Origin of the sequence: Streptomyces sp. NPDC086766 (assembly GCF_044746005.1) — a bacterium.
Taxonomy (GTDB): domain Bacteria; phylum Actinomycetota; class Actinomycetes; order Streptomycetales; family Streptomycetaceae; genus Streptomyces.
On sequence record NZ_JBIVBI010000016.1, the window covers coordinates 119,552 to 144,230 of the forward strand.

Genomic DNA, 24,679 nt, shown 5'->3' on the forward strand with positions numbered 1-24,679 from the left:
CCTACCCCGCGCCGCCCCGAAGTCCCCCCACCGGCGCTGTGACGATGGACTCCCAGATCTCACAGTCATCCCAGGAACCTCAGCCGGCCCACACCTTCCAGGTCGATCTGCGCGGCCTGGTGGACCTGCTCTCACACCATCTGTACTCCAGCCCCCGGGTCTATCTGCGCGAGCTGCTGCAGAACGCGGTGGACGCCGTCACCGCCCGGCGCGCCGGGGACCCCGGCGCCCCGGCCCGCGTACGGCTGACCGCGGACGGCGGCACGCTGCGGGTGGAGGACACCGGCGTCGGTCTCACCGAGTCCGACCTGCACGACCTGCTGGCGACGATCGGCCGCAGCTCCAAGCGGGCCGAGGGGCTGCAGGAGGCCCGCTCGGACTTCCTCGGGCAGTTCGGCATCGGCCTGCTGGCCTGCTTCGTGGTCGCCGAGCGGATCCGGGTGGTCAGCCGCAGCGCCCGGGTGCCCGGCGCGCCGCCCGTGGAGTGGACGGCGCGCGACGACGGCTCGTACACCGTGCGGACCCTGCCGGACGAGGCCCGCCGCGAACCCGGCACCACCGTCCACCTCCAGGCGCGGGCCGGAGCGGCCGAGTGGCTCGCTCCGGAGCGGGTGCTGGAGCTGGCACGGGACTTCGGGTCGCTGCTGCCGTACGACGTCCGGGTCGGCGACACCCCGGTGACGGACCTGCCCGCCCCCTGGGACCGGTCGTACGCCTCCCCCGCCGCCCGCCGGGTGGCGCTGGCCCGGCACTGCCACGACCTGTTCGGCTTCACGCCGCTGGACTCGATCGGCCTGGACGTGCCGCTCGCCGGGATCCGCGGGGTGGCGTACGTGCTGCCGTCGGCGGTCAGCCCGGCGCAGCGGGCGGGCCACCGGGTACACCTGAAGGGCATGCTGCTCACCGAGCGGGCCGAACAGCTGCTGCCCGACTGGGCGTTCTTCGTGCGCTGCGTGCTCGACACGGACAGTCTGCGGCCCACCGCCTCGCGCGAGTCGCTGTACGAGGACGAGACGCTGGCCGCCGTGCGGGAGGCGCTGGGCGAGAGGATCCGCTCCTGGCTCACCGGTCTGGCGGCGGGCGACCCGGAGCGGCTGGCCGCGTTCCTCGCCGTGCACCACCTGGGCGTGAAGTCCCTCGCCCGGCACGATACGGAGATGCTGCGCACGATGCTGCCGTGGCTGCCGTTCGAGACGACCGACGGGCGGCTGTCCCTCGAGGAGTTCGCGCAGCGGCACCCCGTCGTGCACTTCACGCGGACGGTCGAGGAGTACCGGCAGGTCGCGCCGATCGCCTCCGCACAGGGCATCGGGGTGATCAACGGCGGCTACACGTACGACGGCGAGCTGGTCGAGGCGCTGCCGTCGGTGCGCCCGGGGACGGTGGTCGCCGAGCTGGACGCGGACACCGTGACCGCGCACCTGGACGCGGTCGACCCGGCCGAGGAGCTGGCCCTGTCGGGCTTCCTGGCGGCCGCGCGGGCCAGGCTCGACCCGCTGGGCTGCGACGTGGTGCTGCGCGCCTTCCATCCGCTGTCGGTGCCCGCGCTGCACCTGGACGACCGGGCGGCCCGGCACGAGCAGGCCCGCGCGGACGCCGAGGCGTCGGCGGACGACCTGTGGGCGGGCATCCTCGGCTCGCTGCGCGGCGGCGCCCCGCGCGCGCGTCTGGTGCTCAACCACCTCAACCCGCTGATCCGGCGGATCAGTTCCCTGCGCGACGCGGACCTCGTCGGCACGGCCGCGGAGTCCCTGTACGGGCAGGCGCTGCTGATGGCGCAGCGCCCGCTGCGCCCGGCCGACTCGGCGCTGCTGAACCGCGCGTTCCTCGGCCTGCTGGAGTGGGCCACCCACAGCGACGGCGACTCGACGGAGGGCGGGGCCCGATGAGCTCGATCACCGACTTCGGCGCGCTGCGCCGGGCGATGGCGGACAACTCCGGGCAGCCGGAGGGGCCGGCGCGCAACGCGCGCGCGGAGCACCTGCTCGCCGAGGCCGAGCGGCTGGGCATCCCGCTCGCCGTGATCGAGGCGCTCGGGCACCAGTTGCAGGTCTACAACTACAGCTCTGAGAAGGACAAGATGTTCGTCCCGTTCGCGCGGCTGCTGCGCATGTGGGACGAACACCCCGAGGACTTCGACGAGTACGAGGCCCGCGGGCTGCACTGGTTCTTCAAGTGGATGTCGGCGGGAATGCTGGACCAGCCGCACGTCCCGCTGGCCTCGATCGAGAAGTGGCTCGGCGAGATGGAGCACCGCTACCGGCTCGCGGGGTACTCCGAACGGGCCGTGCGCAGTGCCGAGTTCAGCGTCGCCGCGCACGTCGGCGACCTGGCGCGGGCCGAGCGGGCGTACACGGCGTGGCTGGCGGCCGACCGGGACCGGATGGCCGACTGCCACGCGTGCGAGCTGCACGCGCAGGGCTGGTGGCAGGCGGAGCGCGGCCGGGACGCGGAGGCGATCGAGCTGTGGCGGCCGGTCCTGGAGGGCGAGTTCACCTGCGCGCACGAGCCGCACACCGCTCTCGCCTCCTCCCTGGCACCGCTGCTGCGGCTGGGCCGCCTCGACGAGGCACGCGCCCACCATCTGCGGGGCCTGCGGCTGGTGCGGCCGATGGAGAGCATGCGCGGCGCGTACGCCGACCACGTGGAGTTCTGCGCCCTGACCGGCAACGAGGCGCGCGGTCTGGAACTGCTGGCGGAGCGGCCGGCGTACTTCACCGACTCCGGGCATCCGCGCAGCAGGCTGGACTTCCTGGCGGTGGTGGCCCTGCTGATGGACCGGGTGACCGAGCTGGGCATGGCGGGGCAGCCGGTGCCCGGTCCGGCCGGGCGAACCTGGACGGCAGGCGAGCTCGCCGGGCACGCGCGCGCCGAGGCCGAGGCGCTGGCCGCCCGCTTCGACCGGCGCAACGGCACGGCCCACGTGAGCCGACAGGCACGCGCGCGCATGGCGCAGCGCCCGCTGGTGGACCGGCTGCCCCTGGGCGTGCGCACGGCGCGGCCGGCCAAGGACGCGGCGGTCCCCCGGGTGGAGCGCGCGGCCGCCGCGGAGCCGGAGGCGGCCGGCCTGCCCGCGCTGCTCGCCGAGGCGCGGCGGCTGTCGGACACGCTGCGGCCGGAGGCCGTGGAGGCGTGGGCGGCCGTCGCGCGGGCCGCCCGGGACGCCGAACTGGACGCCCGCGACCGCGCCCGTATCGCCGAGCACGAGGCGATGGACCGGGGGCCGGAGGGCGCCGAGCTGTTCGAGCGGGCCGCCGGGCTGTACGCGGAGGCGGGCGATCCCGGGGAGGCGCTGGCCGCGCGCACGCGGGCGGCGTACGTCCGGGCGCTGACGGGTGCCGTGGACGAGGCGCTCGCCGCGGTCGCCGAGCCGTACGACCGTGTCCTCGCGCTGTACGCCGAGGACGGCACCGGTCTGCGGCAGACGGCGTCCGTGCTGATCGGGCGGGCGCGGATCCTGATGCGGCGGGTGCACGGGGCCGACGGGCCGGTGGCGCCGGAGGACCTGGCCGCCGCGGCGACCGCCGCCCGGGAGGTGCTGGCGCTCGTCGAGGGGCGCGCCGGGGACGACGTCCGGCTGGCGTCACGGACGGCGGAGGCGCGGGCGATGCTGGCGGAGGTCGCCGTGCACGCCGAGGACATCCGTTCGGCCGCGGAGCTGTTCGCGCGGTCCGCGGCGGAGTACGTGGAGGCGGGGCTGCCGTGGCTGGCGGTGGAGTACGAGGTCCGGCTGGCCGGGCTGTCGTACCACCTGGGCGACCCGGCCCAGGCCGAACGGGCGCTGCGGGCGGCCCTGGAGCACGGCGGGCCGCACCTGGAGCCGGCCGGGCGGGCCCAGCTGCACCTCCAGCTCGCCGAGGTGCTCGGTGGGCGCGGGCGGGCCGAGGAGGCCGCGGACCACGCCCTCGAGGCGGCGCACTGGGCCGACGAGGCCGGCGAGGGCCCCGGGCTCGGCGCCTGGGCCCGGCAGCAGCTCGGCGGGCTGCTGCTGCGGCTGGGGCGGTGGGCGGAGGCCGCGGAGGTGCTGGAGTCCGCGCTGCTCGACCTGTCCGCCGAGACGCACGGCGACGGGGCGGTGGTGCAGACGCAGTGGTGGCTCGGGGACTGCCTGAGCGAGCTCGGGGAGCACCGCGCGGCCGCCGAACGCCGGCTGCGGGCGGCGGAGATCGCCCGGCACTGGCCCGAGCAGCGGGACCACGCCACGCTCGCCCACCTGGCCGCCGAGTCGCTCGGCCACGCGGGCCTCCTCGCCGAGGCGGACCGGGCCTACGCGCGCGCCGGCGAGCTGTGGGGCTCGCTCGGCGACGTCCACGGCCTCGTACGCTCCCTGCGCGCCCGCGCCTGGCTGGCCCTGCGGGCGGAGGAGGAGGGGGGCGGTGCGAACGGGCGCGAGGCGGACCCCGGTCGTGAGCCCGGCGCGGGCACGGACGAGGTGGAAGGGGTGGACGGGCCGGGCGGCGGCACGGACAAGGCGCGTGAGCTGATGGCCGCCGCCGTCCGGGAGTGCGCGACCGCGCTGGACGCCCTGGGCGGCGACGACGGGGCGCGGCAGCGGCTGCTGGGCGAACTCGCCGGGACGCACCGGCAGTTCGGTGACCTGCTCGCCCGTTCCGTCGCCGAGGGCGCGGCGGACGACGCGGTGCGGGACACCTTGGAGGAGGCCCTGTCCGCCATGGTCCGGGCCGCGGAGGTGTTCGCCTCGCTGGGCGGGGCCGCGCTGCACGAGCGGACCGACGCCGAACTCGCCGCCGGCCGGCTGGCGGTCGACCTGGGCCGTCCGGCCGCCGCGGCGGCGCACGCGCGTACCGTGCTCGACGCGTACGACGCGCACGACGGCGCCCAGGATGCCGGGAGTGCCGATGCCGGGGACGGCGGGGACGGGACCGTACGGGCGCGGATCGCCGAGGCGGAAGCGCTGCTGAGGCTGTCGGAGGCCGAGGAGGAGCGGTGACCCCGCGCGGGCGCCGGGTGGTGTGCCGTCCCTGAGGGGGCGCGGCACACCACCGGGCCCGCACCCACCGCGTCCCCGGTCGGCGCCCCCCCGCGAACCGGCCCCCGCGGATCAGTCCGCGCGGCCCGGGCGCCCCGGGTGGCTCACTCCACCCCGATGAGCAGCAGGGACCCCTGCCGCCCGCCCCGGTACACCACCGTGTCCACCGCCAGGAACGACTCGCGCACCCGGGCCTCCAGGGCCACCGCGAGCGACTCGGCGGCGGGGGCCTCGTCGCCGAGGACCAAGGTGACCAGCTCGCCGCCCGCCGCGAGCATCCGGTCGAGGACGGTCCAGGCGGTCGCCGTGACGTCCGAGCCGATCACGGCCACGTCGCCGTCGATCAGACCGAGCACGTCACCGGCCTGGCAGATGCCGGCCGTGGTCCAGGACTGGCGCTCGGCGACGGTGACCTCGGCGTAGCGGGTGGCCCCGGCCGCCGAGGTCATGGCGACGACGTCCTCGTCGAAGCGGCGCTCGGGCTCGTGCACGGCGAGCGCGGCGATGCCCTGGACCGCGGAGCGGGTGGGGATGAGAGCGACACGGACGCCCTCGCCGCGGGCCTGCTCGGCCGCGGCGGCCGCGGTGTGCCGCAGCTCGGCGTCGTTGGGCAGCAGCACCACCTCGCGCGCGTGGGCCCGGCGCACGGCCTCCACCAGCTCCCCGCTCCCGGGCGGCTCCCCCGGCCGGGCGGGGACGGTGATCGCCCCCGCCTCGGCGTACAGCCCGGCCAGGCCCTCGCCGGGCACGACGGCCACCACGGCGCGCTGGGTGCGCTCGCGGGGCGGCCGTTCGGCGCCGGTGGTGTGCACGTCGCCGGCCGCGAAGTGGGTGATCCGGATGCGGTACGGCCGGCCGGCCTCCACTCCCGCCTCCACGGCCGCGCCCGCGTCGTCGACGTGCACATGGACGTTCCACAGCCCGTCGCCGCCGACCACGACCAGGGAGTCCCCGAGCGCGTCGAGCCGCGCGCGCAGCCGGTCCACGGCAGCGTCCTCCGCCTCCAGGAGGTAGATCACCTCGAAGGCGGGGCCCCGGTCGTCCGGGCCGCACGCGCCGGGGGCCTCCCGGCCGGACGCGGCCGCGCGCGCGTGCGCCTGGGCCGCGCCTTCGGTGAGGCCGGCCTCCGCGCTCGCCGCGTCCGGGGCCTGCGCGTGGTCGGCGTAGGGGTGCGCCCCGGCGGGACGGTCGGTCACCTCGTCGTCCACGCGGGCGTGCGGCACGTTCGCCTGCGCGCCCGCCGTCCACGCGGCCCCCGCCGCCGGCGCCTCCCCGGTGAGCGTCTCCACCAGGGCCGCCAGCACCGTCACCAGGCCCCGCCCGCCGGCGTCGACCACTCCGGCGCGCTCCAGGACCGCCAGCTGGCGCGGGGTCGCCGCGAGGGCCGCGCGCGCTCCCTCGTAGGCGGCCCGCGCGACCGTGCCGCAGTCGCCCTCGGCGCCGGTGGCCGCTTCGGCGGCGGCCGAGGCGACCGAGAGGACCGTGCCCTCGACCGGGTGCGCCACGGCCCGCCGGGCGGAGTCGGCGGCCTGCCGCAGGGCGAGCCGCAGGCCCCGCTCGTCGGTGTGAGCGCTCTCACCGTCGGCGGCGAGCACCTGCGCCATACCGCGCAGCAGCTGCGCCAGGATCGTGCCGGAGTTGCCCCGCGCCCCGATGAGCGCCCCGTGCGCCATGGCCCGCACGGCGTCGGCCAGCGACGGCCCGGCGGCGGCCCCCCGCCCCCGTCGGGACGCACCGGCCCCGGCGCTCCCGCCGTGCACTTCGTGGGCCGCGAAGACGGCCTCCACCGCGGCCACGGCGGACTCGACGGTCAGGTACAGATTGGTGCCGGTGTCCCCGTCGGCCACGGGGTAGACGTTGATCGCGTCGATCTCCTCGCGCGCCCGGCCCAGCGCCCGCAGCGCCAGACCGCACCAGGTGCGCACCGCGAGCGCATCGAACGTCTGCGGCACCTGCGCCACCTGCGCCTCCCTGAGCTGCTGGACTGGACGCAGCGTAGACCCCGGGGTGGTGCCGGGCGGAAGAGGGCCGCAGCGGGCCCCGGGGCGGCCATGGTAGTTTCGCTGTACGGACGCAGTCGTTGTATGCTGCTCCGGTTGCCCGATCCTGGTCGGGCTTTTCCCCTGGCAACGCCCTTCAGATCTCTGAGCCCGTACTGGAGCCTAGGATCTCGATCCCGGCCTGCCGGGATCAACCGTAAGTGGATCTGAAGTCTTTGGAGTGACCCGTGGCTGCCAACTGCGACGTCTGCGGCAAGGGGCCGGGCTTCGGCAACAACATCTCGCACTCGCACCGCCGTACGTCCCGTCGCTGGAACCCGAACATCCAGCGTGTGCGTACCGTGGTCGGCGGGACGCCGAAGCGCGTGAACGCCTGCACCTCGTGCATCAAGGCCGGCAAGGTCTCGCGCTGACGCTCAGCTGAGCGCGCGGCCCACGCCGGTTCGCCGCACAGAGCCGGTCCACCTCGGGTGGACCGGCTTTTTGCCGTGCCCGGACCTCCGTCCCCCGGCCCTCCGCCGTTTCAGCGGGTCCACGGATTGGGCGGCCCTCCAACCGGCGGGTCCACGAGGGCCGGCCCTTCGGCCCCGGCGGGCTCACGCTCTCCGGCCCTCCGCCGTTTTCAGCAAGTCCACACTGTCCGGCCCCCGCCGCCCCGATGGGCTCACGCCGTCCGGCCCCGGCGTCCCTACGAGGAGCGCGCGTTCCGCGCTCCGAGCGCCCAGCCGTGGTCCACGGGGCCGATGCCGCCGCCGAGGGGGAACCCGGCCGCGATCGCGCCGGTGACGTACTCCTTGGCCGCGGTGACCGCCTCGGGCACGGTCCGTCCCTGCGCCAGCCGCGCGGCGATCGCCGACGCGAGGGTGCAGCCGGTGCCGTGCGTGTGCCGGTTGTCGTGGCGGGGGGCGCGCAGCCAGTGCTCCTCGGAGCCGTCGCTGAGCAGGTCCACGGCGTCGCCCGCGAGGTGGCCGCCCTTGATCAGCACCCAGCGCGGCCCGTACTCCAGCACGGCCCGGGCCGCCTCGCGCAGCTGCTCCTCGGACTCGACCCGCACGCCGGTCAGTTGCGCCACCTCGTCGAGGTTCGGCGTGGCGACCGTCGCGGCCGGGAGGAGCCGGGTGCGCACGGAGTCCAGCGCGGAGGCGGTCAGCAGCGGGTCCCCGTGCTTGGAGACGCCGACCGGGTCGACGACCGCGGGGGCGTCCGTGCCGTTGATCAACTCCGCCACCGCCTCGACCAGTTCCGCCGAGGCGAGCATCCCGGTCTTCACGGCCTGGACGCCGATGTCGTCCACGACGCTGCGGTACTGCGCCCGGACCGCCTCCACCGGCAGCTCCCAGACGCCCTGCACGCCGCGGGAGTTCTGCGCGGTCACCGCGGTGATCACGCTCATGCCGTGCACGCCGAGCGCGAGCATCGTCTTCAGGTCGGCCTGGACGCCGGCCCCGCCGCCGGAGTCCGAACCGGCCACGGTGAGCACCCGGGGCGGGATCACTGCTCCACGTCCCCGAAGTGGTCCCAGCCGCCCTGCCGGGTCCACGGCGCCCCGTCGACCGTGACCTGGGGCAGCGCCGAGGGGTTGAGCACCTCGCCGATCACCTTCCAGCGGGCGGGCAGCTTCACGTCCGGCGGGAAGGTCGCCACGATCGCGTGGTCCTCTCCCCCGGTCAGCACCCACTGCAGCGGATCGACGCCGACGGCCTGCCCGATGTCGTTCATCTGGGAGGGGATGTCGATGGCGCCGGAGCGGATGTCGATGCGGACCTTGCTGGCCTCGGCGATGTGCCCGAGGTCCGCGATCAGCCCGTCGCTGACGTCGCACATCGCGGTCGCGCCGAGCCCGGCGGCCGCGGGGCCCGCGTGGTACGGCGGCTCGGGGCGGCGGTGCGCCTCGACGAAGGCGCGCGGCGAGCGGAAGCCGCGGGAGAGGACCGCGTACCCGGCCGCGGACCAGCCCAGCCAGCCGGTCACCGCGACGAGGTCGCCGGGTTGTGCGCCCCCGCGCGTCACCGGCTCGTGGTTGCGCAGATCGCCGAGGGCGGTGATCGACACCATGATCGTGTCGCCGCGCACCACGTCGCCGCCGACCACGGAGGCCCCCGCGACCTGGCACTCGTCGCGCAGTCCGTCCATCAGCTCGGTGGGCCAGGTGACCGGCAGCTCGGCCGGGACGACCAGGCCGAGCAGCAGCGCCGTCGGCACCGCGCCCATGGCGGCGATGTCCGCGAGGTTCTGCGCGGCCGCCTTGCGGCCCACGTCGTACGCCGTGGACCAGTCGCGGCGGAAGTGCCGGCCCTCCAGGAGGATGTCGGTGCTCGCCACGACCCTGCGGTCGGGTGCGGCGACCACGGCGGCGTCGTCGCCGGGGCCGACCCGGACCGCCGGGGTGGTGGTGAGACGGGAGGTGAGCTCCCTGATGAGCCCGAACTCCCCCAGCTCACCCACAGTGCCCTTCATTGCCCTTCCGCCCCTTCCGTGCCTGTCCGTTCCCACTCGCGCGTCATCACGGTCCTCGCTACGGTCGAGATGACCGTCAACTTCTGTCGTACCTGCACCCGGGCGCGCGGACCGCGGTTCTCGCGGGTCTCCCCGCGGCGTGCGGCTACGCGATACCGTGGCGTTCCTTTTCCCCACATGATCCTCGTGGCCGCTCTGGAGGTTCCGTGGTACAGGCGTACATCCTGATCCAGACGGAGGTCGGCAAGGCGTCGACCGTCGCCGAGACGATCAGCACGATCCAAGGAGTCATCCAGGCCGAGGACGTCACCGGACCCTACGACGTCATCGTGCGCGCCCAGGCCGACACGGTGGACGACCTCGGCCGCCTGGTGGTCGCCAAGGTCCAGCAAGTGGACGGCATCACCCGCACCCTGACCTGCCCGGTCGTGCATCTGTAGCCCCCGTCTACCCTGGGCCGGTGAACTCTTCGCGTCACCGGCTCATCGGTCTGCCTGTCCTCGCCGTGCTGATCACCGCCGCGGGCTGTTCCTGGAGCGACGACAGCGCCACCGCGGCGGTTCCCAGCCCGGGCCCGGCGGTCACGAAGCTGTGCCGGAACCTGGACAGGGCGCTGCCGGGAACGGTGGACGGACTGGAACGCCGGGACCCCGCGCCCGCCTCCGCGCTGACCGCGGGTTGGGGAAGCCCGGCGATCATACTGCGCTGCGGTGTCGAGCGGCCCGGCCGGATGACGGACCCGGACGCGGACGGCGCCGAGGTGAACGGCGTGGGCTGGCTGCTGGAGAAGCGGGGCGACGGGTCGTTCCGCTTCACCACCACGCTGCGCAAGGCGTACGTCGAGGTGACGATCCCGAAGGAGCGGACCGGCCACGGCGTGGCCCCGCTGGTCGGCCTGGCCCCGGCCGTCAAGAAGGCGATCCCCGAGGGGATCGCCTCCTAGTCCCGTTCCGCGCCGCTCAGCGCAGGCCGGTCGACCGGCGCAGGGCCGCCTGGATCAGCCGGTCCACCAGCTCCTCGTAGGCGACGCCGCTGGCCTGCCACATCTGCGGGTACATCGAGATCGGCGTGAAGCCGGGCATGGTGTTGATCTCGTTGATCACGAACTCGCCGTCCTCGGTGAGGAAGAAGTCCGCTCGGACCAGGCCCTCGCAGGAGGCCGCCTCGAACGCCTCCACCGCGAGCCGCTGCACCTCGGCGGTCTCCTCGGGCGTCAGCGGGGCGGGCACCATGCCGGGCGTGGAGTCGATGTACTTCGCCTCGAAGTCGTAGTACGCGTGCGCCTCGGGCGGCGGGATCTCGGCCGGGACGGAGGCCCGCGGGCCGTCCTCGAACTCCAGGACGCCGCACTCGATCTCGCGGCCGCGCAGGGCCGCCTCCACGAGCACCTTCGGGTCGTGCCGCTGGGCCTCCTCGATGGCCTCGTCGAGACCGGAGAGGTCCTCGACCTTGGTGATGCCGATCGACGAGCCCGCGCGCGCGGGCTTCACGAACAGCGGCCAGCCGTGCTCGCCGGCGAAGTCGACGATCTTCTTGCGGGCCGCCGGCCGGTCCTGGACCCACTCGCGCGGCCGGATCACCACGTACGGGCCGACCTTGAGCCCGAAGGAGGTGAAGACCCGCTTCATGTACTCCTTGTCCTGACCGACGGCCGAGGCGAGCACGCCCGAGCCCACGTACGGCACACCGGACAGCTCCAGGAGGCCCTGGAGGGTGCCGTCCTCGCCGTACGGGCCGTGCAGCACGGGGAAGACCACGTCGACCTCGCCGAGCGCCTTGGGCACCGAGCCCGGCTCGCTGTAGACGACTTCGCGGTTGGCGGGGTCGACGGGGAGGATCACGCCGCCCTCGGCCGACTCGGCGAGCTCATCGACGCTGGGCGTACGGCGGTCGGTGATCGCCATGCGCTCCGGGTCGTCCGCGGTCAGGGCCCAACGGCCGTCGCGCGTGATGCCGATCGGCAGAACCTCGTACTTGGTCCGGTCGATGGCGCGCAGCACCGCTCCGGCGGTGACCACGGAGATCCCGTGTTCGGAGCTGCGGCCGCCGCACACGACGGCCACGCGCGGCTTGCGGGACGGCTGCTCAGGGCTCTGGGGGAGGTTCTCGGTGCTCATATCGCGATGAGAGTACCCGTTGGTAGGGCCGGGAGACAGCGTTGGACCGGCGGGGTCGCTCAGCGTCGTTCCGGCTTGGCGCTGCGCGACATCAGCTCCTTGAGGGCGACCACCGGCGGCTTGCCCTCGTGGACGATGCCGACGACGGTCTCGGTGATGGGCATGTCGACACCGTGCCGGCGGGCCAGATCCAGCACCGACTCACAGGACTTGACGCCCTCGGCGGTCTGCCTGGTGACCGCGATGGTCTCCTGCAGGGTCATGCCCTTGCCGAGGTTGGTGCCGAAGGTGTGGTTGCGCGACAGCGGCGAGGAGCAGGTCGCCACCAGGTCGCCCAGGCCCGCGAGTCCGGAGAAGGTGAGCGGGTCGGCGCCCAGGGCGACGCCCAGCCGGGTGGTCTCGGCGAGGCCGCGGGTGATGAGCGAGCCCTTGGCGTTGTCGCCGAGGCCCATGCCGTCCGCGATGCCGACGGCCAGTCCGATCACGTTCTTCACGGCGCCGCCGAGTTCGCAGCCGACGACGTCGGTGTTGGTGTACGGCCGGAAGTACGGGGTGTGGCAGGCGGCCTGGAGCCGCCGGGCGACCTCCTCGTCGGTGCAGGCCACCACGGCGGCGGCCGGCATCCGGGCGGCGATCTCGCGGGCCAGGTTCGGGCCGGTGACCACGGCGATGCGCTCCGGGCCGACCTTGGCGACGTCCTCGATCACCTCGCTCATCCGCATGGCGGAGCCCAGTTCGACGCCCTTCATCAGGGAGACGAGGACGGTGCCGGGGGCGAGCAGCGGCGCCCACTCGGCGAGGTTGGCGCGCAGGGTCTGCGAGGGGATCGCGAGGACGGTGAGGTCGGCGTCCCGGGCGGCCTCGGCGGCGTCCGTGGTGGCCCGCAGGTTCTCCGGGAGTTCGACGCCGGGCAGGTAGTCGGGGTTGGTCCGCGTGGAGTTGACCGCCTCGGCGAGGTCGGCGCGGCGGGCCCAGAGGACCACCTCGCAGCCGGCGTCGGCCAGGACCATGCCGAAGGCGGTCCCCCACGATCCGGTACCGAAGACGGCCGCCTTGACCGGCTTGCTCACGTGCCCTGCCCCTCTTCCTGTACGGCTTCCCGTCCGGCCACGGCGCCCCTGCCGTGGGTCTGCGCCTCGGTTCTGCGGCGCTGTTCCAGCCGCTCCCGGCGCGGGTCGTACGGGATCTCGGGTGCCCGCTCGCCGCGGAGTTCCTCCAGGAGCCGGGTGATGGCCGCCATGATCGCCTCGGTGGCGTCCTTCAGCAGCTCGGGGGTCATCTCCTGGTCGTAGAAGCGCGACAGGTCCACCGGTGGCCCGGCCAGCACGTGGTGGGTCTTGCGCGGGAAGAAGTGCGGCTTCTTGGTGTAGGGCGGCAGGATCTCGTTGGCGCCCCACTGGGCGACCGGAATCACCGGGCACTTGGTCTGCAGGGCGACACGGGCGGCACCCGTCTTGCCGGTCATCGGCCAGAGGTCCGGGTCGCGGGTCAGGGTGCCCTCGGGGTAGAAGGCGACGCACTCGCCGCGTTCCACGGCGTCGATCGCGGCGCGGAAGGCGCTCAGCGCGTCCGTGCTCTCGCGGTAGACGGGGATCTGCCCGGTGCCGCGCATCGCGGCGCCGACGAATCCCTTCCTGAAAAGGCCGCTCTTCGCGAGGAATCGCGGTACTCGCCCGGTGTTGTACTGAAAGTGGGCGTAGGCGAAGGGATCGATGTGCGAATTGTGGTTCACCGTGGTGATAAATCCGCCCTCGGCCGGAATGTTCTCCATTCCTCGCCAGTCCCGCTTGATCAGAACCACCAGCGGCGGTTTGCAGATCACCGCTGCGAAGCGGTACCAGAAGCCGATTCTGCGGCGGGGCACGCGGACACCTTCCTCTAGGGCCTGGGGAGCCGCACAAGTGTCACCCCGGGCCGCCGGTCTGTCGAGAACACCGTACGCCCCGACTCCGGCCCACCCGGATGCGCCAGGGGACAATGTCCGCGACAAGAGAGGGGCGAACGTTCGTGCAGTGGACCGTGGTCATCCCGCTGAAGCCCCTGGCCCGGGCGAAGAGCAGGCTGTCGGACGCCGCGGACGACGGGGTGCGGCCGGGCCTGGCGCTGGCCTTCGCCCAGGACACCGTGGCGGCCGCCCTGTCCTGCCCGGCGGTCGGGGGTGTGGTGGTCGTCACGGACGACGCCGTCGCCGGGGCCGAGCTGGCGCTGCTGGGCGCCGGGATCGTCCCGGACGAGCCGCGCGGGGGGCTGAACCCGGCGCTGGCGCACGGGGCCGCGGTGGTGCGCGCGTCGCTTCCCGAAACTCCCGTGGCGGCCCTGAACGCCGATCTCCCCGCGCTGCGTCCGGCGGAACTGGCCCGGGTGCTGGAGGCCGCCGCCGGATTCCCGCGCGCCTTTCTCCCGGACGCCGCGGACCTCGGCACGACCCTGCTGGCGGCCGGACCGGGGCATGCCCTGCTCCCGGCCTTTGGCCCGGCCTCACGGGCCCGCCACCGGGCGTCCGGCGCGGTGGAACTGGCGCTGGAGGCGGTGGACTCCGTACGTCAGGACGTGGACACCGGCGCGGATCTGCGGGCGGCGCTCGCGCTCGGGGTGGGACCGCGGACGGCGGCCGCCGCCGCGCGGCTGCCGGAGCGGGTGCGGGTCACCGGACAGTAGGCTGCCGTCATGCAGGCGACCGCATACACGTACGACCCCGAAACCCGCAGCGGGCAGGTGCTCCTGGACGACGGGACGCCGGTGCCCTTCGACGCGCCGGCGTTCGACGCGGGGGGTCTGCGGCTGCTGCGCCCCGGGCAGCGGGTGCGGATCGAGACGGAGGGCGCCGACGGCGCCCCGCGGATCACGCTGGTGACCCTGCAGACCTTCTGAACGGGCCGGGCGGGCACGTCAGGGCCTCCGGACGCGCCGCGGGCCGGGCTCCCCGAGGAGTCCGGCCCGGCGCGCGAGGACCCGTGTGCACCCGTGTGCCCTACTTGCCGCGGGCCGCGGTCTTCTTGGCGGTGGTCTTGCGGGCCGTCGACTTCTTGGCGGGGGCCTTCTTGGCCGTGGCCTTCTTGGCGGGGGCCTTCTGGGCCGTCGTCGCCTTCTTGGCCGTGGTCTTCTTCGCCGCGGTCTTCTTGGCGGCGGCCGCCGTGGTCTTCTTGGCGGTCGTCTTCTTCGCCGCGGTCTTCTTGGCGGCGGCCGTGGTCTTCTTGGCCGCGGCCTTCTTCGCGGCGGCCGTCTTCGCCGCGCCCGTCACCTTCTTGGCGGCGGCCTTCTTGCCGGCGGCCTTGGCGATGGTGGCCGTGGGGCCGGTGAGGCTGCCCTTGGGCGCCTTCTTCACGGCGATGTCGTGCTTCGGGAGCTTCTTGGAGCCACCCACCAGGTCCTTGAAGCCCTGGCCGGCCCGGAAGCGGGGAACGGAGGTCTTCTTGACCCGGACCCGCTCACCCGTCTGCGGGTTGCGGGCGTAGCGGGCGGGGCGGTCCACCTTCTCGAAGGACCCGAAGCCGGTGACCGAGACCCGGTCTCCCGCGACCACCGCACGGACGACGGCGTCCAGCACCGCGTCGACGGCGTCGGCGGCCTGCTGCCGGCCGCCCATCTTGTCGGCAATCGCTTCTACGAGCTGCGCCTTGTTCACGTCTTCCCCTTCGGAGACCTCGCCAGAACGAAAGTGTTCAAGCTTTTCGCACGTTAGGCAGATATATACCGCAAATCAAACACGAAACGGGCTAATCACCCTTGTGCCGCAACGGACTCGACGGTCTCGGCTGGTTCAGCGTTCCTCTTCGGGGAGTCGACCCTCGTCGAGGTCTGCCGTGAACCGGTCCAGACGCCTTGCCGCGTCGGCGAGATCGTGCTTGGCCGCGGCCGTAATGACCAGCAGCTTCCGGGTCAGCGCCATCCGTACGCCCTCCGGGACTTGCAGTGCGCGCACTCTTCCGTGCGCTTCCTTCAGCTGGGCCGCGACCGCCGTATAGAGCTCGAGTTGGCCGTCGTCGTCCATGCACAGATTGTGCCATCTGGGGCGAGTTGTCGCCTGCCCAGGGGGCAACTGCCGCGTCGAACGGTCTCACGAGCGCCTGCGTCGGTCGGGGCTTGGGAAAGCGCCTACCCCGGCAACACCCTGCATAACGTGGGACGTTGGGGCCCGGCACGGCGGCGCGCCGGGATGCGGGAGCCGAAAAAGGCCGTACCCCCGATCGGGGTGATCGGGGGCACGGCGGGGGTCTCGCGATGGCCGAAACTCGACTTGCCCGGGGGTGATCGGCGCTGTCTCAGCAGTGGATCACCGAACCGGGGCGGAGCCGGGTCAGACCGGCAGGGTCCGCGGCTTGAACGACGGGCGCTTCGCCTCGTACGCGGCGATGTCGGCCTCGTCCCGGAGGGTGAGGGAGATGTCGTCCAGCCCGTTCAGCAGCCGCCAGCGGGAGTTCTCGTCCAGCTCGAAGGAGGCGGTGATGCCCTCGGCCCGCACCTCACGAGCCTCAAGGTCCACAGTGACCTCAGCCGTGGGGTCCTTCTCGGTGAGCTCCCACAGCGCGTCCACGACCTTCTGCTCCAGGACCACCGTGAGCAGGCCGTTCTTCAGCGAGTTGCCCCGGAAGATGTCCGCGAAGCGGGAGGAGATCACGGTCTTGAAGCCGTAGTTCTGCAGCGCCCAGACGGCGTGCTCGCGGGACGAGCCGGTGCCGAAGTCGGGGCCGGCGACCAGGACCGTGGCGCCCTGCCGCTCCGGGCGGTTGAGCACGAACTCGGGGTCCTTGCGCCAGGCCTCGAACAGCCCGTCCTCGAACCCGTCGCGCGTGACCTTCTTGAGCCAGTGAGCGGGGATGATCTGGTCGGTGTCGACGTTGCTGCGGCGCAGCGGTACGGCCCGGCCGGTGTGGGTGGTGAAGGCTTCCATGATTCAGACTCCAGCGGGCGTTGCGGCGGCGTCGACGTCGGTCAGGTCGGCCGGGGAGGACAGGTGGCCCAGGACCGCCGTGGCGGCCGCGACCTGCGGCGACACCAGGTGGGTGCGGCCGCCCTTGCCCTGCCGGCCCTCGAAGTTGCGGTTGGAGGTGGAGGCGGAGCGCTCACCGGGGGCGAGCTGGTCGGGGTTCATCCCGAGGCACATCGAGCAGCCCGCGTGCCGCCACTCGGCGCCGGCCTCCTTGAAGACCACGTCCAGGCCCTCGGAGACGGCCTGCAGCCCCACCCGCGCGGAGCCCGGGACGACCAGCATCCGTACGCCGTCGGCGACTTTGCGGTCCTTCAGGATCGCGGCCGCGGCCCGCAGGTCCTCGATGCGGCCGTTGGTGCAGGAGCCTACGAAGACGGTGTCCACCTTGATGGAGCGCAGCGGCTGCCCGGCCTCCAACCCCATGTACTCCAGGGCCTTTTCGGCGGCCAGGCGCTCCGATGCGTCTTCGTACGAAGCCGGGTCGGGGACGGCGGCCGAAAGCGGCGCGCCCTGGCCGGGGTTGGTGCCCCAGGTGACGAACGGCGACAGCTCGGCGGCGTCGATGACGACCTCGGCGTCGAAGACCGCGTCGTCGTCCGTGCGCAGCGTCCTCCAGTACGCCACCGCGGCGTCCCAGTCCTCGCCCTCGGGGGCGTGCGGGCGGCCCTTGAGGTAGTCGAAGGTGGTCTCGTCGGGGGCGATCATGCCCGCGCGGGCGCCGGCCTCGATCGACATGTTGCAGATGGTCATGCGCGCCTCCATCGAGAGCTTCTCGATGGCGGAGCCGCGGTACTCCAGGACGTATCCCTGGCCGCCGCCGGTGCCGATCCTGGCGATGATCGCCAGGATCAGGTCCTTGGCGGTGACGCCGTCGGGCAGTTCGCCCTCGATCGTGATCGCCATGGTCCGCGGGCGGGTCATCGGCAGCGTCTGGGTGGCCAGCACGTGCTCGACCTGCGAGGTGCCGATGCCGAACGCCAGCGCGCCGAAGGCGCCGTGCGTCGAGGTGTGCGAGTCGCCGCAGACGACGGTCGTGCCCGGCTGGGTCAGCCCGAGCTGCGGGCCGACGACGTGCACGACGCCCTGCTCGACGTCGCCCAGCGGGTGCAGCCGGACGCCGAACTCGGCGCAGTTCTTGCGCAGCGTCTCCAGCTGGGCGCGGGAGACCGGGTCGGCGATGGGCTTGTCGATGTCGAGGGTCGGGGTGTTGTGATCCTCGGTCGCGATGGTGAGGTCGAGGCGGCGCACGGCGCGCCCGCTCTTGCGGAGGCCGTCGAAGGCCTGGGGGCTGGTCACCTCGTGCAGCAGGTGCAGATCGATGAAGAGGAGGTCGGGCTCGCCCTCGGCGCGCCGGACGACGTGGTCGTCCCAGACCTTCTCCGCGAGTGTCCTACCCATCGCTTTCCCTCCGGCCGGACGCGAACGCGCCGGCCCAACTAGAGATCTTGAGGAACGGCACCCGCGCCCCCCTCGGGTGTCCGCAGCCGGGCCCGTCGGTCCACGGGCCGCTGTGACTTCCAGAGTGGCGTGTTCCACGGAAAATTGAACTTGCGTTTCACAGAGTGAGACGCAAGTATCGTTGCATGGACAACAGTAGCGGCGTCGGCGTTCTGGACAAGGCAGCCCTCGTCCTGAGCGCCCTGGAGTCCGGTCCGGCCACCCTCGCGGGTCTGGTCGCGGCGACCGGACTGGCACGACCCACGGCCCACCGGCTGGCCGTGGCCCTGGAACACCACCGCATGGTGGCGCGCGACATGCAGGGCCGGTTCATCCTCGGCCCGCGCCTCGCGGAACTGGCCGCGGCGGCCGGCGAGGACCGGCTCCTGGCCACCGCGGGCCCGGTGCTCACCCATCTCCGGGACGTCACGGGCGAGAGCGCGCAGCTCTACCGGCGCCAGGGCGACATGCGCATCTGCGTCGCCGCGGCGGAGCGCCTGTCCGGCCTGCGGGACACGGTCCCGGTCGGCTCGACGCTGACGATGAAGGCCGGGTCCTCGGCGCAGGTCCTGATGGCCTGGGAGGAGCCCGAGCGGCTGCACCGCGGCCTGCAAGGGGCCCGCTTCACGGCGACGGCCCTGTCGGGCGTACGGCGCCGCGGCTGGGCCCAGTCCATCGGCGAGCGCGAGCCGGGCGTCGCGTCCGTCTCCGCGCCCGTCCGCGGCCCCTCCAACCGCGTGGTGGCCGCCGTCTCGGTCTCCGGCCCCATCGAGCGCCTGACCCGCCACCCGGGCCGGATGCACGCCCAGGCCGTCATCGACGCGGCCGGCCGCCTCTCCGAGGCCCTGCGCCGCTCCGGCTGACCACCGGGCACCCCGCCACCGGGACGGGCCGGCCTCAACGCCGCGGCAGGCCCACCCGGCAGGACCTCGCCCCACCGACACCCACGGCGCGACCGGCCGGCTCCGGACCCTCTCGGGACCCGGAGCCGGCCGGTCTCGTGTGCGGGGGGGGCCGCCCGCCTCAGGACATCCGCAGCCGCTCCGCCGCCCGGTCGCCGCGGCGGCCGACCGGGACCACGCCGGTGGCCCGGCCCAGGCCGTACTCCGGCATGTTCACGTAAATCGATTCATAGGAGCCGGCGGGCACGACGTAGGTCTCGTGCCAGAAGCCGACCCGGCCCCTGCCCTCGCGCAGCCGCCGGTTGAAGGCGGCCCAGGCCGGCCGGTGGCCGCGGTCCGGCGCGGAGGCGTAGGCGAGGAGCTTCTCCTTCGACTCCCAGTACTGCACGAGGTACACCTCGCGGACCCCGCCCAGCAGGGACTGGTACCCGAGCAGTCCGCTGCCCTCCTCCCGCGAGAGCTCCGCGAGCATCGGCCCCATGGCCTTCGCCACCGGGAGCCAACTGCGCACGGCGGCGTAGCTGTTGATGCGCATCCCGATGAGGAAGACGACCACGCCGTCCTCGCTCGCCGCGGTCATGCGCCCTTCGATCGGCTCGGCACTCATGAAGTCCCCCAACTCCTGGTCCCCGTTCCGGCCCCCGGACCCGGTCCGGTTCGACTCGTTGGATAGCGTCGCTATCCATGCTTGGATAGCGACACTCTCCGATGTGGGGCTCAAGAGGAGAGCGCGAGAGAAGGCGGCACGGAAGCGGGTGCGGAACGGAATGCGACTGGCGGAGCTGAGCGCGCGCAGCGGGGTGCCGACGGCGACGATCAAGTACTACCTGCGCGAGGGCCTGCTGCACCCCGGCCGCCGGATCACCGCCACCCAGGCCGAGTACGGCGAGGAGCACCTGAGGCGGCTGCGGCTGGTGCGGGCACTGATCCAGGTCGGGCGGATCCCGGTGAACTCCGCCCGTGAGGTGCTGGCCGCGCTCCAGGACGAGGGCCTCGACCGCAACCGGCGTCTGGGCACCGCCGTATGGGCCCTGCCGCACGGCCCGGCGCCCGACGAGACCGACCCGGCCACCGAGACCGCCCGGCACAGCGCCGACGCGCTCCTGGACCGCCTCGGCTGGTCCTGCGGCCGCTCCCCCGGCGAGCCGTTGACCGCGCCGGCGTACGGGATGCTGGTGACCGCGATCGCCGCGCTGTCCCGGCTCGGGTACCCGTGCGCCGTCGACGACTTGGAGCCCTATGCCCGCGCGATGGAGCGGATCGCCGTCACCGACCTGGACCTGGTGGACCGCTACGGGACCCCGGACGAGCAGGTGGAGGCCGCGGTGGCGCTGACCGTGCTGTACGAGCCCGTGCTGCTCAGCCTGCGCCGGCTGGCGGAGGCCGAGGAGTCGGGCCGCCGGTTCGGCGCGCGGTGAGGCGTCGCGCGGTGAGGGGGAGCGCGGTGAGGGATGCGGAGAACGCGGAAGGGCCCTCCCGAGGGAGGGCCCTTCCGATCGCGTACCCCCGACCGGATTCGAACCGGCGCTACCGCCTTGAGAGGGCGGCGTGCTAGGCCGCTACACAACGGGGGCGTGGACACTGCGTTTCCGCAGGTCCGAGCTGGTCTACCTGGACTCGAACCAAGACTAACTGAACCAGAATCAGTCGTGCTGCCAATTACACCATAGACCAATGATGGTTTAGACCAGTCAGTACCCCCGACCGGATTCGAACCGGCGCTACCGCCTTGAGAGGGCGGCGTGCTAGGCCGCTACACAACGGGGGCCCTAGCGATCCCCACCCGGCGGTAGCCGGATGTTGTCCACGTGAGAGCAACGGGAGCGACCCGGTTGCCTTCGCGGGAAGGATCCGTACCCCCGACCGGATTCGAACCGGCGCTACTGCCTTGAGAGGGCAGCGTGCTAGGCCGCTACACAACGGGGGCTCGCGGATATGATCCGCGTGGTGCAGATGAGCTCTGCGAGCTGGCCTACCTGGACTCGAACCAAGACTAACTGAACCAGAATCAGTCGTGCTGCCAATTACACCATAGGCCACTGGAACGCAAGCCCCGGAGGGATCTTGTTCTAGCGTTGCGCCTCCGGTTCCGGCCTTTCGGCCCGCTCCCCGGCGGCGCAGGAAGAATATTACCCGAAGGTGGACGGGGCTCCAAAACGGGTATCCGCGGCGACGATCGCGGGGAGTTCGGTGAGGGACGCGATCCGGTGCCGCCGCGTGGGTGCGCCGGCCTCGGCCGTGTACACGCCACCACGGTCGATCCACACCGACAGCAGGCCGGCCTCGGCGGCGCCGCGCCCGTCGATCTCCGGGTGGTCCCCGACGTAGGCGACCTCGTGCGGCCGCAGCCCCAGCGCCTCGCAGACGGCGAGGAAGGCGCGGGCCTCCGGCTTGGACACACCAAGCTCGGCGGCGCACAGGACGGCCTCGAACCGGTCCAGGAGGCCCAGGGTGCGCAGCTTGTGCTCCTGGACGTGCAGGCTGGAGTTGGACAGCACCGCGTGCCGGTGGCTGGCGGCGAGCGCGTCCAGGGCGGGCAGCACGTCCGGGAAGAGGGTCCAGGCGGCCTCGTAGTGACCGAGATAACGCCGGAACCAGTCGTCGGCCTCGCCGTCGGACAGCTCCGGGCGGCCGAGGAAGACCCGCACGCGGTCCCGGCGCTGCTCCTCGAAGGTCACCTCCCCGGCCGAGAACCGCGCCCACTGCGCGTCGGTGATCCGCCGCCAGTGGGCGAGGGCGTGGTCCGCGGACTCGTACCCGTCCAGCAGCCTCTCGGCCGCCAGGTGCGCGCGCATCCCGGCGCGGTCCGCGGTCGTGTAGTCGAAGAGGGTGTCGTCGACGTCCCAGACGACGGCCTTGACGCTCATGCCCCCACCGTAGGCGAAGGCGCCCCCGCCGTCGGCGGGAACGGCACAGGGCCCGGCCCGCGGCGGGTGCCGCGAACCGGGCCCTGTGTCGGTGGTGGTCCCGCCTACGCGGCGAGCCGGGCCAGCGCCGCGTCGACGCGGGCCAGCGTCTTCTCCTTGCCGAGGATCTCCAGCGACTCGAAGAGGGGGAGGCCGACCGTACGGCCGGTGACCGCGACGCGGACCGGGGCCTGCGCCTTGCCGAGCTTGAGGCCGTGGGCCTCGCCGGCGGCCAGGACGGCCTCCTTGAGGGACTCGGCCGAGGTCCAGTCCGCCGACTCCAGCTTCTCCCGGGCGGTGCGCAGCAGGGCGTCCGAGCCCTCCTTCATCGCCTTGGTCCAGGAGGCCTCGTCGAAGACCGGCTCCGGCAGGAACAGGAAGTCGACGTTGTCGGTGATCTCGGACAGGACCTTCAGACGGGTCTGGGCGTGCGGGGCGATCGCCTGCCACCGCGCCTCGTCGAAGTCCTCCGCGGCCCAGGGCGCGGCCGGGGCCTGCAGCCACGGACGGCAGCGCTCCGTGAAGTCCTTCACGTCCAGCATCCGGATGTGGTCGGCGTTGATCGCCTCGCACTTCTTCAGGTCGAAGCGGGCCGGGTTGGGGTTCACGTCCCCGATCTCGAAGGCCGCGACCATCTCCTCGACGGAGAAGATGTCCTGGTCGGCCGAGAGCGACCAGCCGAGCAGGGAGAGGTAGTTGAGCAGGCCCTCGGGCAGGAAGCCGCGCTCCCGGTAGAGGTTGAGGCTCGACTGCGGGTCGCGCTTGGAGAGCTTCTTGTTGCCCTCGCCCATCACGTAGGGCAGGTGGCCGAACTCGGGCGTGCCCTTGGCGACGCCGAGCTCGATCAGCGCCTTGTAGAGGGCGATCTGCCGCGGGGTGGAGGAGAGCAGGTCCTCGCCGCGCAGGACGTGGGTGATCTCCATCAGGGCGTCGTCGACCGGGTTGACCAGGGTGTACAGGGGGGCGCCGTTGGCCCGGACGATGCCGTAGTCCGGCACGTTCTCCGGGGTGAAGGTCAGCTCGCCGCGGACCAGGTCGGTGAAGGTGATCGTCTCGTCGGGCATCCGGAAGCGGACGATGGGCGCCCGGCCCTGGGCCTTGTACTCCTCGACCTGTCCGTCCGTGAGGTCGCGGCAGTGGCCGTCGTAGCCGGAGGGCCTGCCGGCGGCGCGGGCGGCCTCGCGGCGGCTGTCCAGCTCCTCCTGCGAGCAGTAGCAGTGGTAGGCGTGGCCGGCGTCCAGCAGCTTCCGGGCGACGTCGCGGTAGAGGTCCATCCGCTGCGACTGGCGGTACGGGGCGTGCGGGCCGCCGATCTCGGGGCCCTCGTCCCAGTCGAAGCCGAGCCAGCGCATCGCGTCGAGGAGCTGGTTGTAGGACTCCTCGGAGTCGCGGGCCGCGTCGGTGTCCTCGATGCGGAAGACCAGGGTGCCCTGGTGGTGCCGGGCGAACGCCCAGTTGAACAGGGCGGTGCGCACCAGGCCCACATGGGGGTTACCGGTGGGCGACGGGCAGAAACGGACGCGTACGGGGGAGCCGGGTGCGCTAGCCACGCTTGACAACCTTGTTGGTGAGAGTGCCGATGCCTTCGATGGTGACGGCGACCTCGTCGCCGACGTTGAGGGGGCCGACCCCTGCCGGGGTGCCCGTGAGGATCACGTCGCCGGGCAGCAGCGTCATGGCCTCGGAGATGTTGACGATCAGATCCTCGATGGGGTGGATCATCTCGCTGGTGCGCCCGAGCTGGCGCTGTTCGCCGTTGACGGTGAGCTGCACGGTCAGGTCGGACGCGGCGGCGAGGTCGAGGTCCGTCTCCACCCAGGGGCCGAGCGGGCAGGAGGTGTCGAAGCCCTTGGCCCTGGCCCACTGCTTCTCGCGCCGCTGCACGTCGCGGGCGGTGACGTCGTTGGCGCAGGTGTAGCCGAAGATCACGTCCTTGACGCGCTCGCGCGGGACCTCGCGGCACATGCGGCCGATGACGACGGCCAGTTCCGCCTCGTGGTGCAGTTCCTGGGAGAAGGGCGGGTACTGGATCTCGTCGCCGGAGCCGATCACCGAGGTGGACGGCTTGAAGAAGGCGAACGGGGCGTCCGGCACCTCGTTGCCCAGCTCGCGGGCGTGCTCGGCGTAGTTGCGGCCGAAGGCCACGACCTTGTTGGGCAGCACCGGCGGCAGCAGCCGGACCTTGCTCAGCGGCACCTTCGTGCCGGAGAGCGCGAAGTCCGCGAACGGGATGCCCTTGACGATGTCGAGGACGAGCTCGTCCGGCTTGTCGCCCTCGACCGCGCCGAAGGCGACGTTCCCGTCGATGGAGAATCTGGCGATGCGCACGGGATCCTTGCGCCCCTTACCTGAACTGGCTGGAGTCTGACGATCCAGGCTAACGCGGCAGGACCTCCGCCACCTCGCGCATTACCCCCCGCAGCAGGAAGGGGCGCCCCGGTCCCGGGGCGCCCCTGTCGTCGTGCCGGCCGTTTTGAGCATCCGCCGGCCGGCGCGCGTACTACTGAGCGACGGACGCGGCGACGGGGACCTCCATGAGGACGGTGCGCCGCGGGTTGGCGGTCTGCTCGGGGAGGATGACGGAGTGCTCCGGCTGTTCCGGCGTCTGCAGTGCGTCGGCGTCCTCGAGGTGCACCAGAGTCGTGCGCCGCGGGTTGGCTATGGTGCGGAACATCAGCGTCGTCTTCACGGTTGTACGAGGCCCTGTCGTGTAGGGCGCCGGGAGGTCACGGAACCCCCGCGGGCGCGGGTTGTCGGATTTGCCATCTCTGTAAAGCGCCAGGCTAAACATGCAATTCCCGGCCGAAGACGTGAAGAGCCCGTGATCTGCGTGTGAGTTTGCTCACTAGACCGCAGACATTCGAGGCAATTCCGACGCGCTTTCCGCCTTGACAATAGGGACATTGCACCCCTGAAGCCTCCATTCCGCTCCTGATCATG

Annotated in this window: 24 protein-coding genes and 5 tRNA genes; 9 read left to right on the forward strand and 20 right to left on the reverse strand. The window is 73.0% G+C overall.

What is annotated here, in order from left to right; translation table 11 throughout:
• Window positions 1-44: 44 nt before the first annotated feature.
• Entirely contained in the window at window positions 45-1,889 is a 1,845-nt protein-coding gene (locus ACIPM1_RS26645) for an HSP90 family protein (protein ID WP_402438860.1), read from the forward strand.
• Entirely contained in the window at window positions 1,886-4,951 is a 3,066-nt protein-coding gene (locus ACIPM1_RS26650; protein WP_402438861.1) for a tetratricopeptide repeat protein, read from the forward strand. Before ACIPM1_RS26645 ends, ACIPM1_RS26650 begins: the two co-directional genes overlap by 4 nt.
• A 143-nt stretch (window positions 4,952-5,094) precedes the next feature.
• On the opposite strand, the gene ACIPM1_RS26655 is transcribed toward ACIPM1_RS26650, so the two are convergent.
• Window positions 5,095-6,951 carry a DAK2 domain-containing protein gene (locus ACIPM1_RS26655; protein ID WP_402438863.1) on the reverse strand — a complete coding sequence of 619 codons (1,857 nt, stop codon included), beginning with the start codon at window positions 6,949-6,951 and terminating at the stop codon, window positions 5,095-5,097.
• A 266-nt stretch (window positions 6,952-7,217) separates the two neighbouring features.
• Here ACIPM1_RS26655 and rpmB point away from each other — a divergent pair, with 266 nt between their 5' ends.
• Entirely contained in the window at window positions 7,218-7,403 is a 186-nt protein-coding gene (gene rpmB / locus ACIPM1_RS26660; protein WP_003993230.1) for a 50S ribosomal protein L28, read from the forward strand.
• Between the two features lie 275 nt (window positions 7,404-7,678).
• Here rpmB and thiD read toward each other — a convergent pair whose 3' ends face one another.
• Together thiD and ACIPM1_RS26670 are read right to left on the reverse strand one after the other, a co-directional pair.
• Window positions 7,679-8,482 carry a bifunctional hydroxymethylpyrimidine kinase/phosphomethylpyrimidine kinase gene (thiD, locus tag ACIPM1_RS26665; RefSeq protein WP_356191744.1) on the reverse strand — a complete coding sequence of 268 codons (804 nt, stop codon included), beginning with the start codon at window positions 8,480-8,482 and terminating at the stop codon, window positions 7,679-7,681.
• The gene (locus ACIPM1_RS26670) at window positions 8,482-9,447 is read right to left on the reverse strand and encodes a thiamine-phosphate kinase (RefSeq protein WP_356191636.1); all 966 of its coding nucleotides are present in this window, start codon (window positions 9,445-9,447) and stop codon (window positions 8,482-8,484) included. The genes thiD and ACIPM1_RS26670 overlap by 1 nt, the downstream gene beginning before the upstream one ends.
• Window positions 9,448-9,653: 206 nt before the next feature.
• On the opposite strand from ACIPM1_RS26670, the gene ACIPM1_RS26675 reads away from it, so the two are divergent.
• Both ACIPM1_RS26675 and ACIPM1_RS26680 read left to right on the forward strand, forming a co-directional pair.
• Window positions 9,654-9,887 carry an Lrp/AsnC ligand binding domain-containing protein gene (locus ACIPM1_RS26675; protein WP_356191634.1) on the forward strand — a complete coding sequence of 78 codons (234 nt, stop codon included), beginning with the start codon at window positions 9,654-9,656 and terminating at the stop codon, window positions 9,885-9,887.
• Between the two features lie 20 nt (window positions 9,888-9,907).
• On the forward strand, window positions 9,908-10,390 hold the full coding sequence (locus tag ACIPM1_RS26680; protein ID WP_402438866.1) for a DUF3515 domain-containing protein: 483 nt from the start codon (window positions 9,908-9,910) through the stop codon (window positions 10,388-10,390).
• A gap of 16 nt (window positions 10,391-10,406) precedes the next feature.
• Here ACIPM1_RS26680 and ACIPM1_RS26685 read toward each other — a convergent pair whose 3' ends face one another.
• The 3 genes from ACIPM1_RS26685 to ACIPM1_RS26695 are packed head-to-tail and all read right to left on the reverse strand — an operon-like array spanning window position 10,407 to window position 13,428.
• Window positions 10,407-11,564 carry a D-alanine--D-alanine ligase family protein gene (locus ACIPM1_RS26685; RefSeq protein WP_402438868.1) on the reverse strand — a complete coding sequence of 386 codons (1,158 nt, stop codon included), beginning with the start codon at window positions 11,562-11,564 and terminating at the stop codon, window positions 10,407-10,409.
• Between the two features lie 59 nt (window positions 11,565-11,623).
• Window positions 11,624-12,634, reverse strand: a complete 1,011-nt coding sequence (locus ACIPM1_RS26690) for an NAD(P)H-dependent glycerol-3-phosphate dehydrogenase (RefSeq protein ID WP_402438870.1) — start codon at window positions 12,632-12,634, stop codon at window positions 11,624-11,626.
• Window positions 12,631-13,428, reverse strand: coding sequence for a lysophospholipid acyltransferase family protein (locus tag ACIPM1_RS26695; protein ID WP_402438872.1), 798 nt, complete (start codon window positions 13,426-13,428; stop codon window positions 12,631-12,633). The genes ACIPM1_RS26690 and ACIPM1_RS26695 overlap by 4 nt, the downstream gene beginning before the upstream one ends.
• A 143-nt stretch (window positions 13,429-13,571) precedes the next feature.
• Between ACIPM1_RS26695 and cofC the strand changes: the two genes are divergently transcribed.
• Together cofC and ACIPM1_RS26705 are read left to right on the forward strand one after the other, a co-directional pair.
• Entirely contained in the window at window positions 13,572-14,222 is a 651-nt protein-coding gene (gene cofC / locus ACIPM1_RS26700; protein ID WP_402438874.1) for a 2-phospho-L-lactate guanylyltransferase, read from the forward strand.
• A 9-nt stretch (window positions 14,223-14,231) separates the two neighbouring features.
• Entirely contained in the window at window positions 14,232-14,435 is a 204-nt protein-coding gene (locus tag ACIPM1_RS26705) for a hypothetical protein (protein WP_356191620.1), read from the forward strand.
• 100 nt (window positions 14,436-14,535) lie between these two features.
• On the opposite strand, the gene ACIPM1_RS26710 is transcribed toward ACIPM1_RS26705, so the two are convergent.
• The 4 genes from ACIPM1_RS26710 to leuC all read right to left on the reverse strand — a co-directional run bounded on the left by ACIPM1_RS26710 (window position 14,536) and on the right by leuC (window position 17,892).
• Window positions 14,536-15,189, reverse strand: coding sequence for an HU family DNA-binding protein (locus tag ACIPM1_RS26710; RefSeq protein ID WP_402438876.1), 654 nt, complete (start codon window positions 15,187-15,189; stop codon window positions 14,536-14,538).
• 135 nt (window positions 15,190-15,324) lie between these two features.
• On the reverse strand, window positions 15,325-15,555 hold the full coding sequence (locus ACIPM1_RS26715; protein ID WP_356191614.1) for a hypothetical protein: 231 nt from the start codon (window positions 15,553-15,555) through the stop codon (window positions 15,325-15,327).
• Window positions 15,556-15,861: 306 nt separating this feature from the next.
• Window positions 15,862-16,455, reverse strand: a complete 594-nt coding sequence (gene leuD, locus ACIPM1_RS26720; RefSeq protein ID WP_356191611.1) for a 3-isopropylmalate dehydratase small subunit — start codon at window positions 16,453-16,455, stop codon at window positions 15,862-15,864.
• 3 nt (window positions 16,456-16,458) lie between these two features.
• A complete protein-coding gene (gene leuC, locus ACIPM1_RS26725) occupies window positions 16,459-17,892 on the reverse strand; it encodes a 3-isopropylmalate dehydratase large subunit (RefSeq protein WP_356191608.1) in 1,434 nt (477 codons plus the stop codon).
• A 185-nt stretch (window positions 17,893-18,077) separates the two neighbouring features.
• Here leuC and ndgR point away from each other — a divergent pair, with 185 nt between their 5' ends.
• The gene (ndgR, locus tag ACIPM1_RS26730) at window positions 18,078-18,794 is read left to right on the forward strand and encodes an IclR family transcriptional regulator NdgR (protein ID WP_189900496.1); all 717 of its coding nucleotides are present in this window, start codon (window positions 18,078-18,080) and stop codon (window positions 18,792-18,794) included.
• A 160-nt stretch (window positions 18,795-18,954) separates the two neighbouring features.
• Here the strand turns inward: ndgR and ACIPM1_RS26735 are convergent, their stop codons facing one another.
• Window positions 18,955-19,440 (reverse strand): DUF4188 domain-containing protein, encoded by a 486-nt coding sequence (locus ACIPM1_RS26735; RefSeq protein ID WP_402438878.1) that lies wholly within the window; start codon window positions 19,438-19,440, stop codon window positions 18,955-18,957.
• A 160-nt stretch (window positions 19,441-19,600) separates the two neighbouring features.
• Between ACIPM1_RS26735 and ACIPM1_RS26740 the strand changes: the two genes are divergently transcribed.
• On the forward strand, window positions 19,601-20,251 hold the full coding sequence (locus tag ACIPM1_RS26740; protein ID WP_402438880.1) for a MerR family transcriptional regulator: 651 nt from the start codon (window positions 19,601-19,603) through the stop codon (window positions 20,249-20,251).
• Window positions 20,252-20,334: 83 nt separating this feature from the next.
• Here ACIPM1_RS26740 and ACIPM1_RS26745 read toward each other — a convergent pair.
• From ACIPM1_RS26745 to ACIPM1_RS26785, 9 genes are all read right to left on the reverse strand, one after another.
• Window positions 20,335-20,407 (reverse strand) — tRNA-Glu (locus ACIPM1_RS26745).
• Window positions 20,408-20,435: 28 nt separating this feature from the next.
• Window positions 20,436-20,507: transfer RNA gene (locus ACIPM1_RS26750), tRNA-Gln, on the reverse strand.
• Window positions 20,508-20,528: 21 nt separating this feature from the next.
• Window positions 20,529-20,601 (reverse strand) — tRNA-Glu (locus ACIPM1_RS26755).
• A gap of 86 nt (window positions 20,602-20,687) precedes the next feature.
• A tRNA-Glu gene (locus tag ACIPM1_RS26760) sits at window positions 20,688-20,760 on the reverse strand.
• A gap of 40 nt (window positions 20,761-20,800) precedes the next feature.
• A tRNA-Gln gene (locus ACIPM1_RS26765) sits at window positions 20,801-20,872 on the reverse strand.
• Window positions 20,873-20,962: 90 nt separating this feature from the next.
• Window positions 20,963-21,700: an HAD family hydrolase gene (locus ACIPM1_RS26770; RefSeq protein ID WP_402438882.1), complete on the reverse strand. Its 738-nt coding sequence runs from the start codon at window positions 21,698-21,700 to the stop codon at window positions 20,963-20,965.
• Window positions 21,701-21,804: 104 nt separating this feature from the next.
• Window positions 21,805-23,289 (reverse strand): glutamate--tRNA ligase, encoded by a 1,485-nt coding sequence (gene gltX / locus ACIPM1_RS26775; protein ID WP_402438884.1) that lies wholly within the window; start codon window positions 23,287-23,289, stop codon window positions 21,805-21,807.
• On the reverse strand, window positions 23,282-24,067 hold the full coding sequence (locus ACIPM1_RS26780; protein ID WP_356194928.1) for a fumarylacetoacetate hydrolase family protein: 786 nt from the start codon (window positions 24,065-24,067) through the stop codon (window positions 23,282-23,284). The genes gltX and ACIPM1_RS26780 overlap by 8 nt, the downstream gene beginning before the upstream one ends.
• A 172-nt stretch (window positions 24,068-24,239) precedes the next feature.
• Window positions 24,240-24,428, reverse strand: coding sequence for a hypothetical protein (locus ACIPM1_RS26785; protein ID WP_356194930.1), 189 nt, complete (start codon window positions 24,426-24,428; stop codon window positions 24,240-24,242).
• Window positions 24,429-24,679 lie beyond the last annotated feature (251 nt).

Excerpts from the sequence above, each read along its gene's own strand:
- ACIPM1_RS26645 (WP_402438860.1), top strand. The coding sequence starts at position 45 with ATGGACTCCCAGATCTCACAGTCATCCCAGGAACCTCAGCCGGCCCAC.
- ACIPM1_RS26650 (WP_402438861.1), top strand. The coding sequence starts at position 1,886 with ATGAGCTCGATCACCGACTTCGGCGCGCTGCGCCGGGCGATGGCGGAC.
- ACIPM1_RS26670 (WP_356191636.1), bottom strand. The coding sequence starts at position 9,447 with ATGAAGGGCACTGTGGGTGAGCTGGGGGAGTTCGGGCTCATCAGGGAG.
- ACIPM1_RS26685 (WP_402438868.1), bottom strand. The coding sequence starts at position 11,564 with ATGAGCACCGAGAACCTCCCCCAGAGCCCTGAGCAGCCGTCCCGCAAG.
- ACIPM1_RS26705 (WP_356191620.1), top strand. The coding sequence starts at position 14,232 with ATGCAGGCGACCGCATACACGTACGACCCCGAAACCCGCAGCGGGCAG.
- ACIPM1_RS26715 (WP_356191614.1), bottom strand. The coding sequence starts at position 15,555 with ATGGACGACGACGGCCAACTCGAGCTCTATACGGCGGTCGCGGCCCAG.
- leuD (WP_356191611.1), bottom strand. The coding sequence starts at position 16,455 with ATGGAAGCCTTCACCACCCACACCGGCCGGGCCGTACCGCTGCGCCGC.
- leuC (WP_356191608.1), bottom strand. The coding sequence starts at position 17,892 with ATGGGTAGGACACTCGCGGAGAAGGTCTGGGACGACCACGTCGTCCGG.
- ndgR (WP_189900496.1), top strand. The coding sequence starts at position 18,078 with ATGGACAACAGTAGCGGCGTCGGCGTTCTGGACAAGGCAGCCCTCGTC.
- ACIPM1_RS26735 (WP_402438878.1), bottom strand. The coding sequence starts at position 19,440 with ATGAGTGCCGAGCCGATCGAAGGGCGCATGACCGCGGCGAGCGAGGAC.
- ACIPM1_RS26740 (WP_402438880.1), top strand. The coding sequence starts at position 19,601 with ATGCGACTGGCGGAGCTGAGCGCGCGCAGCGGGGTGCCGACGGCGACG.
- ACIPM1_RS26770 (WP_402438882.1), bottom strand. The coding sequence starts at position 21,700 with ATGAGCGTCAAGGCCGTCGTCTGGGACGTCGACGACACCCTCTTCGAC.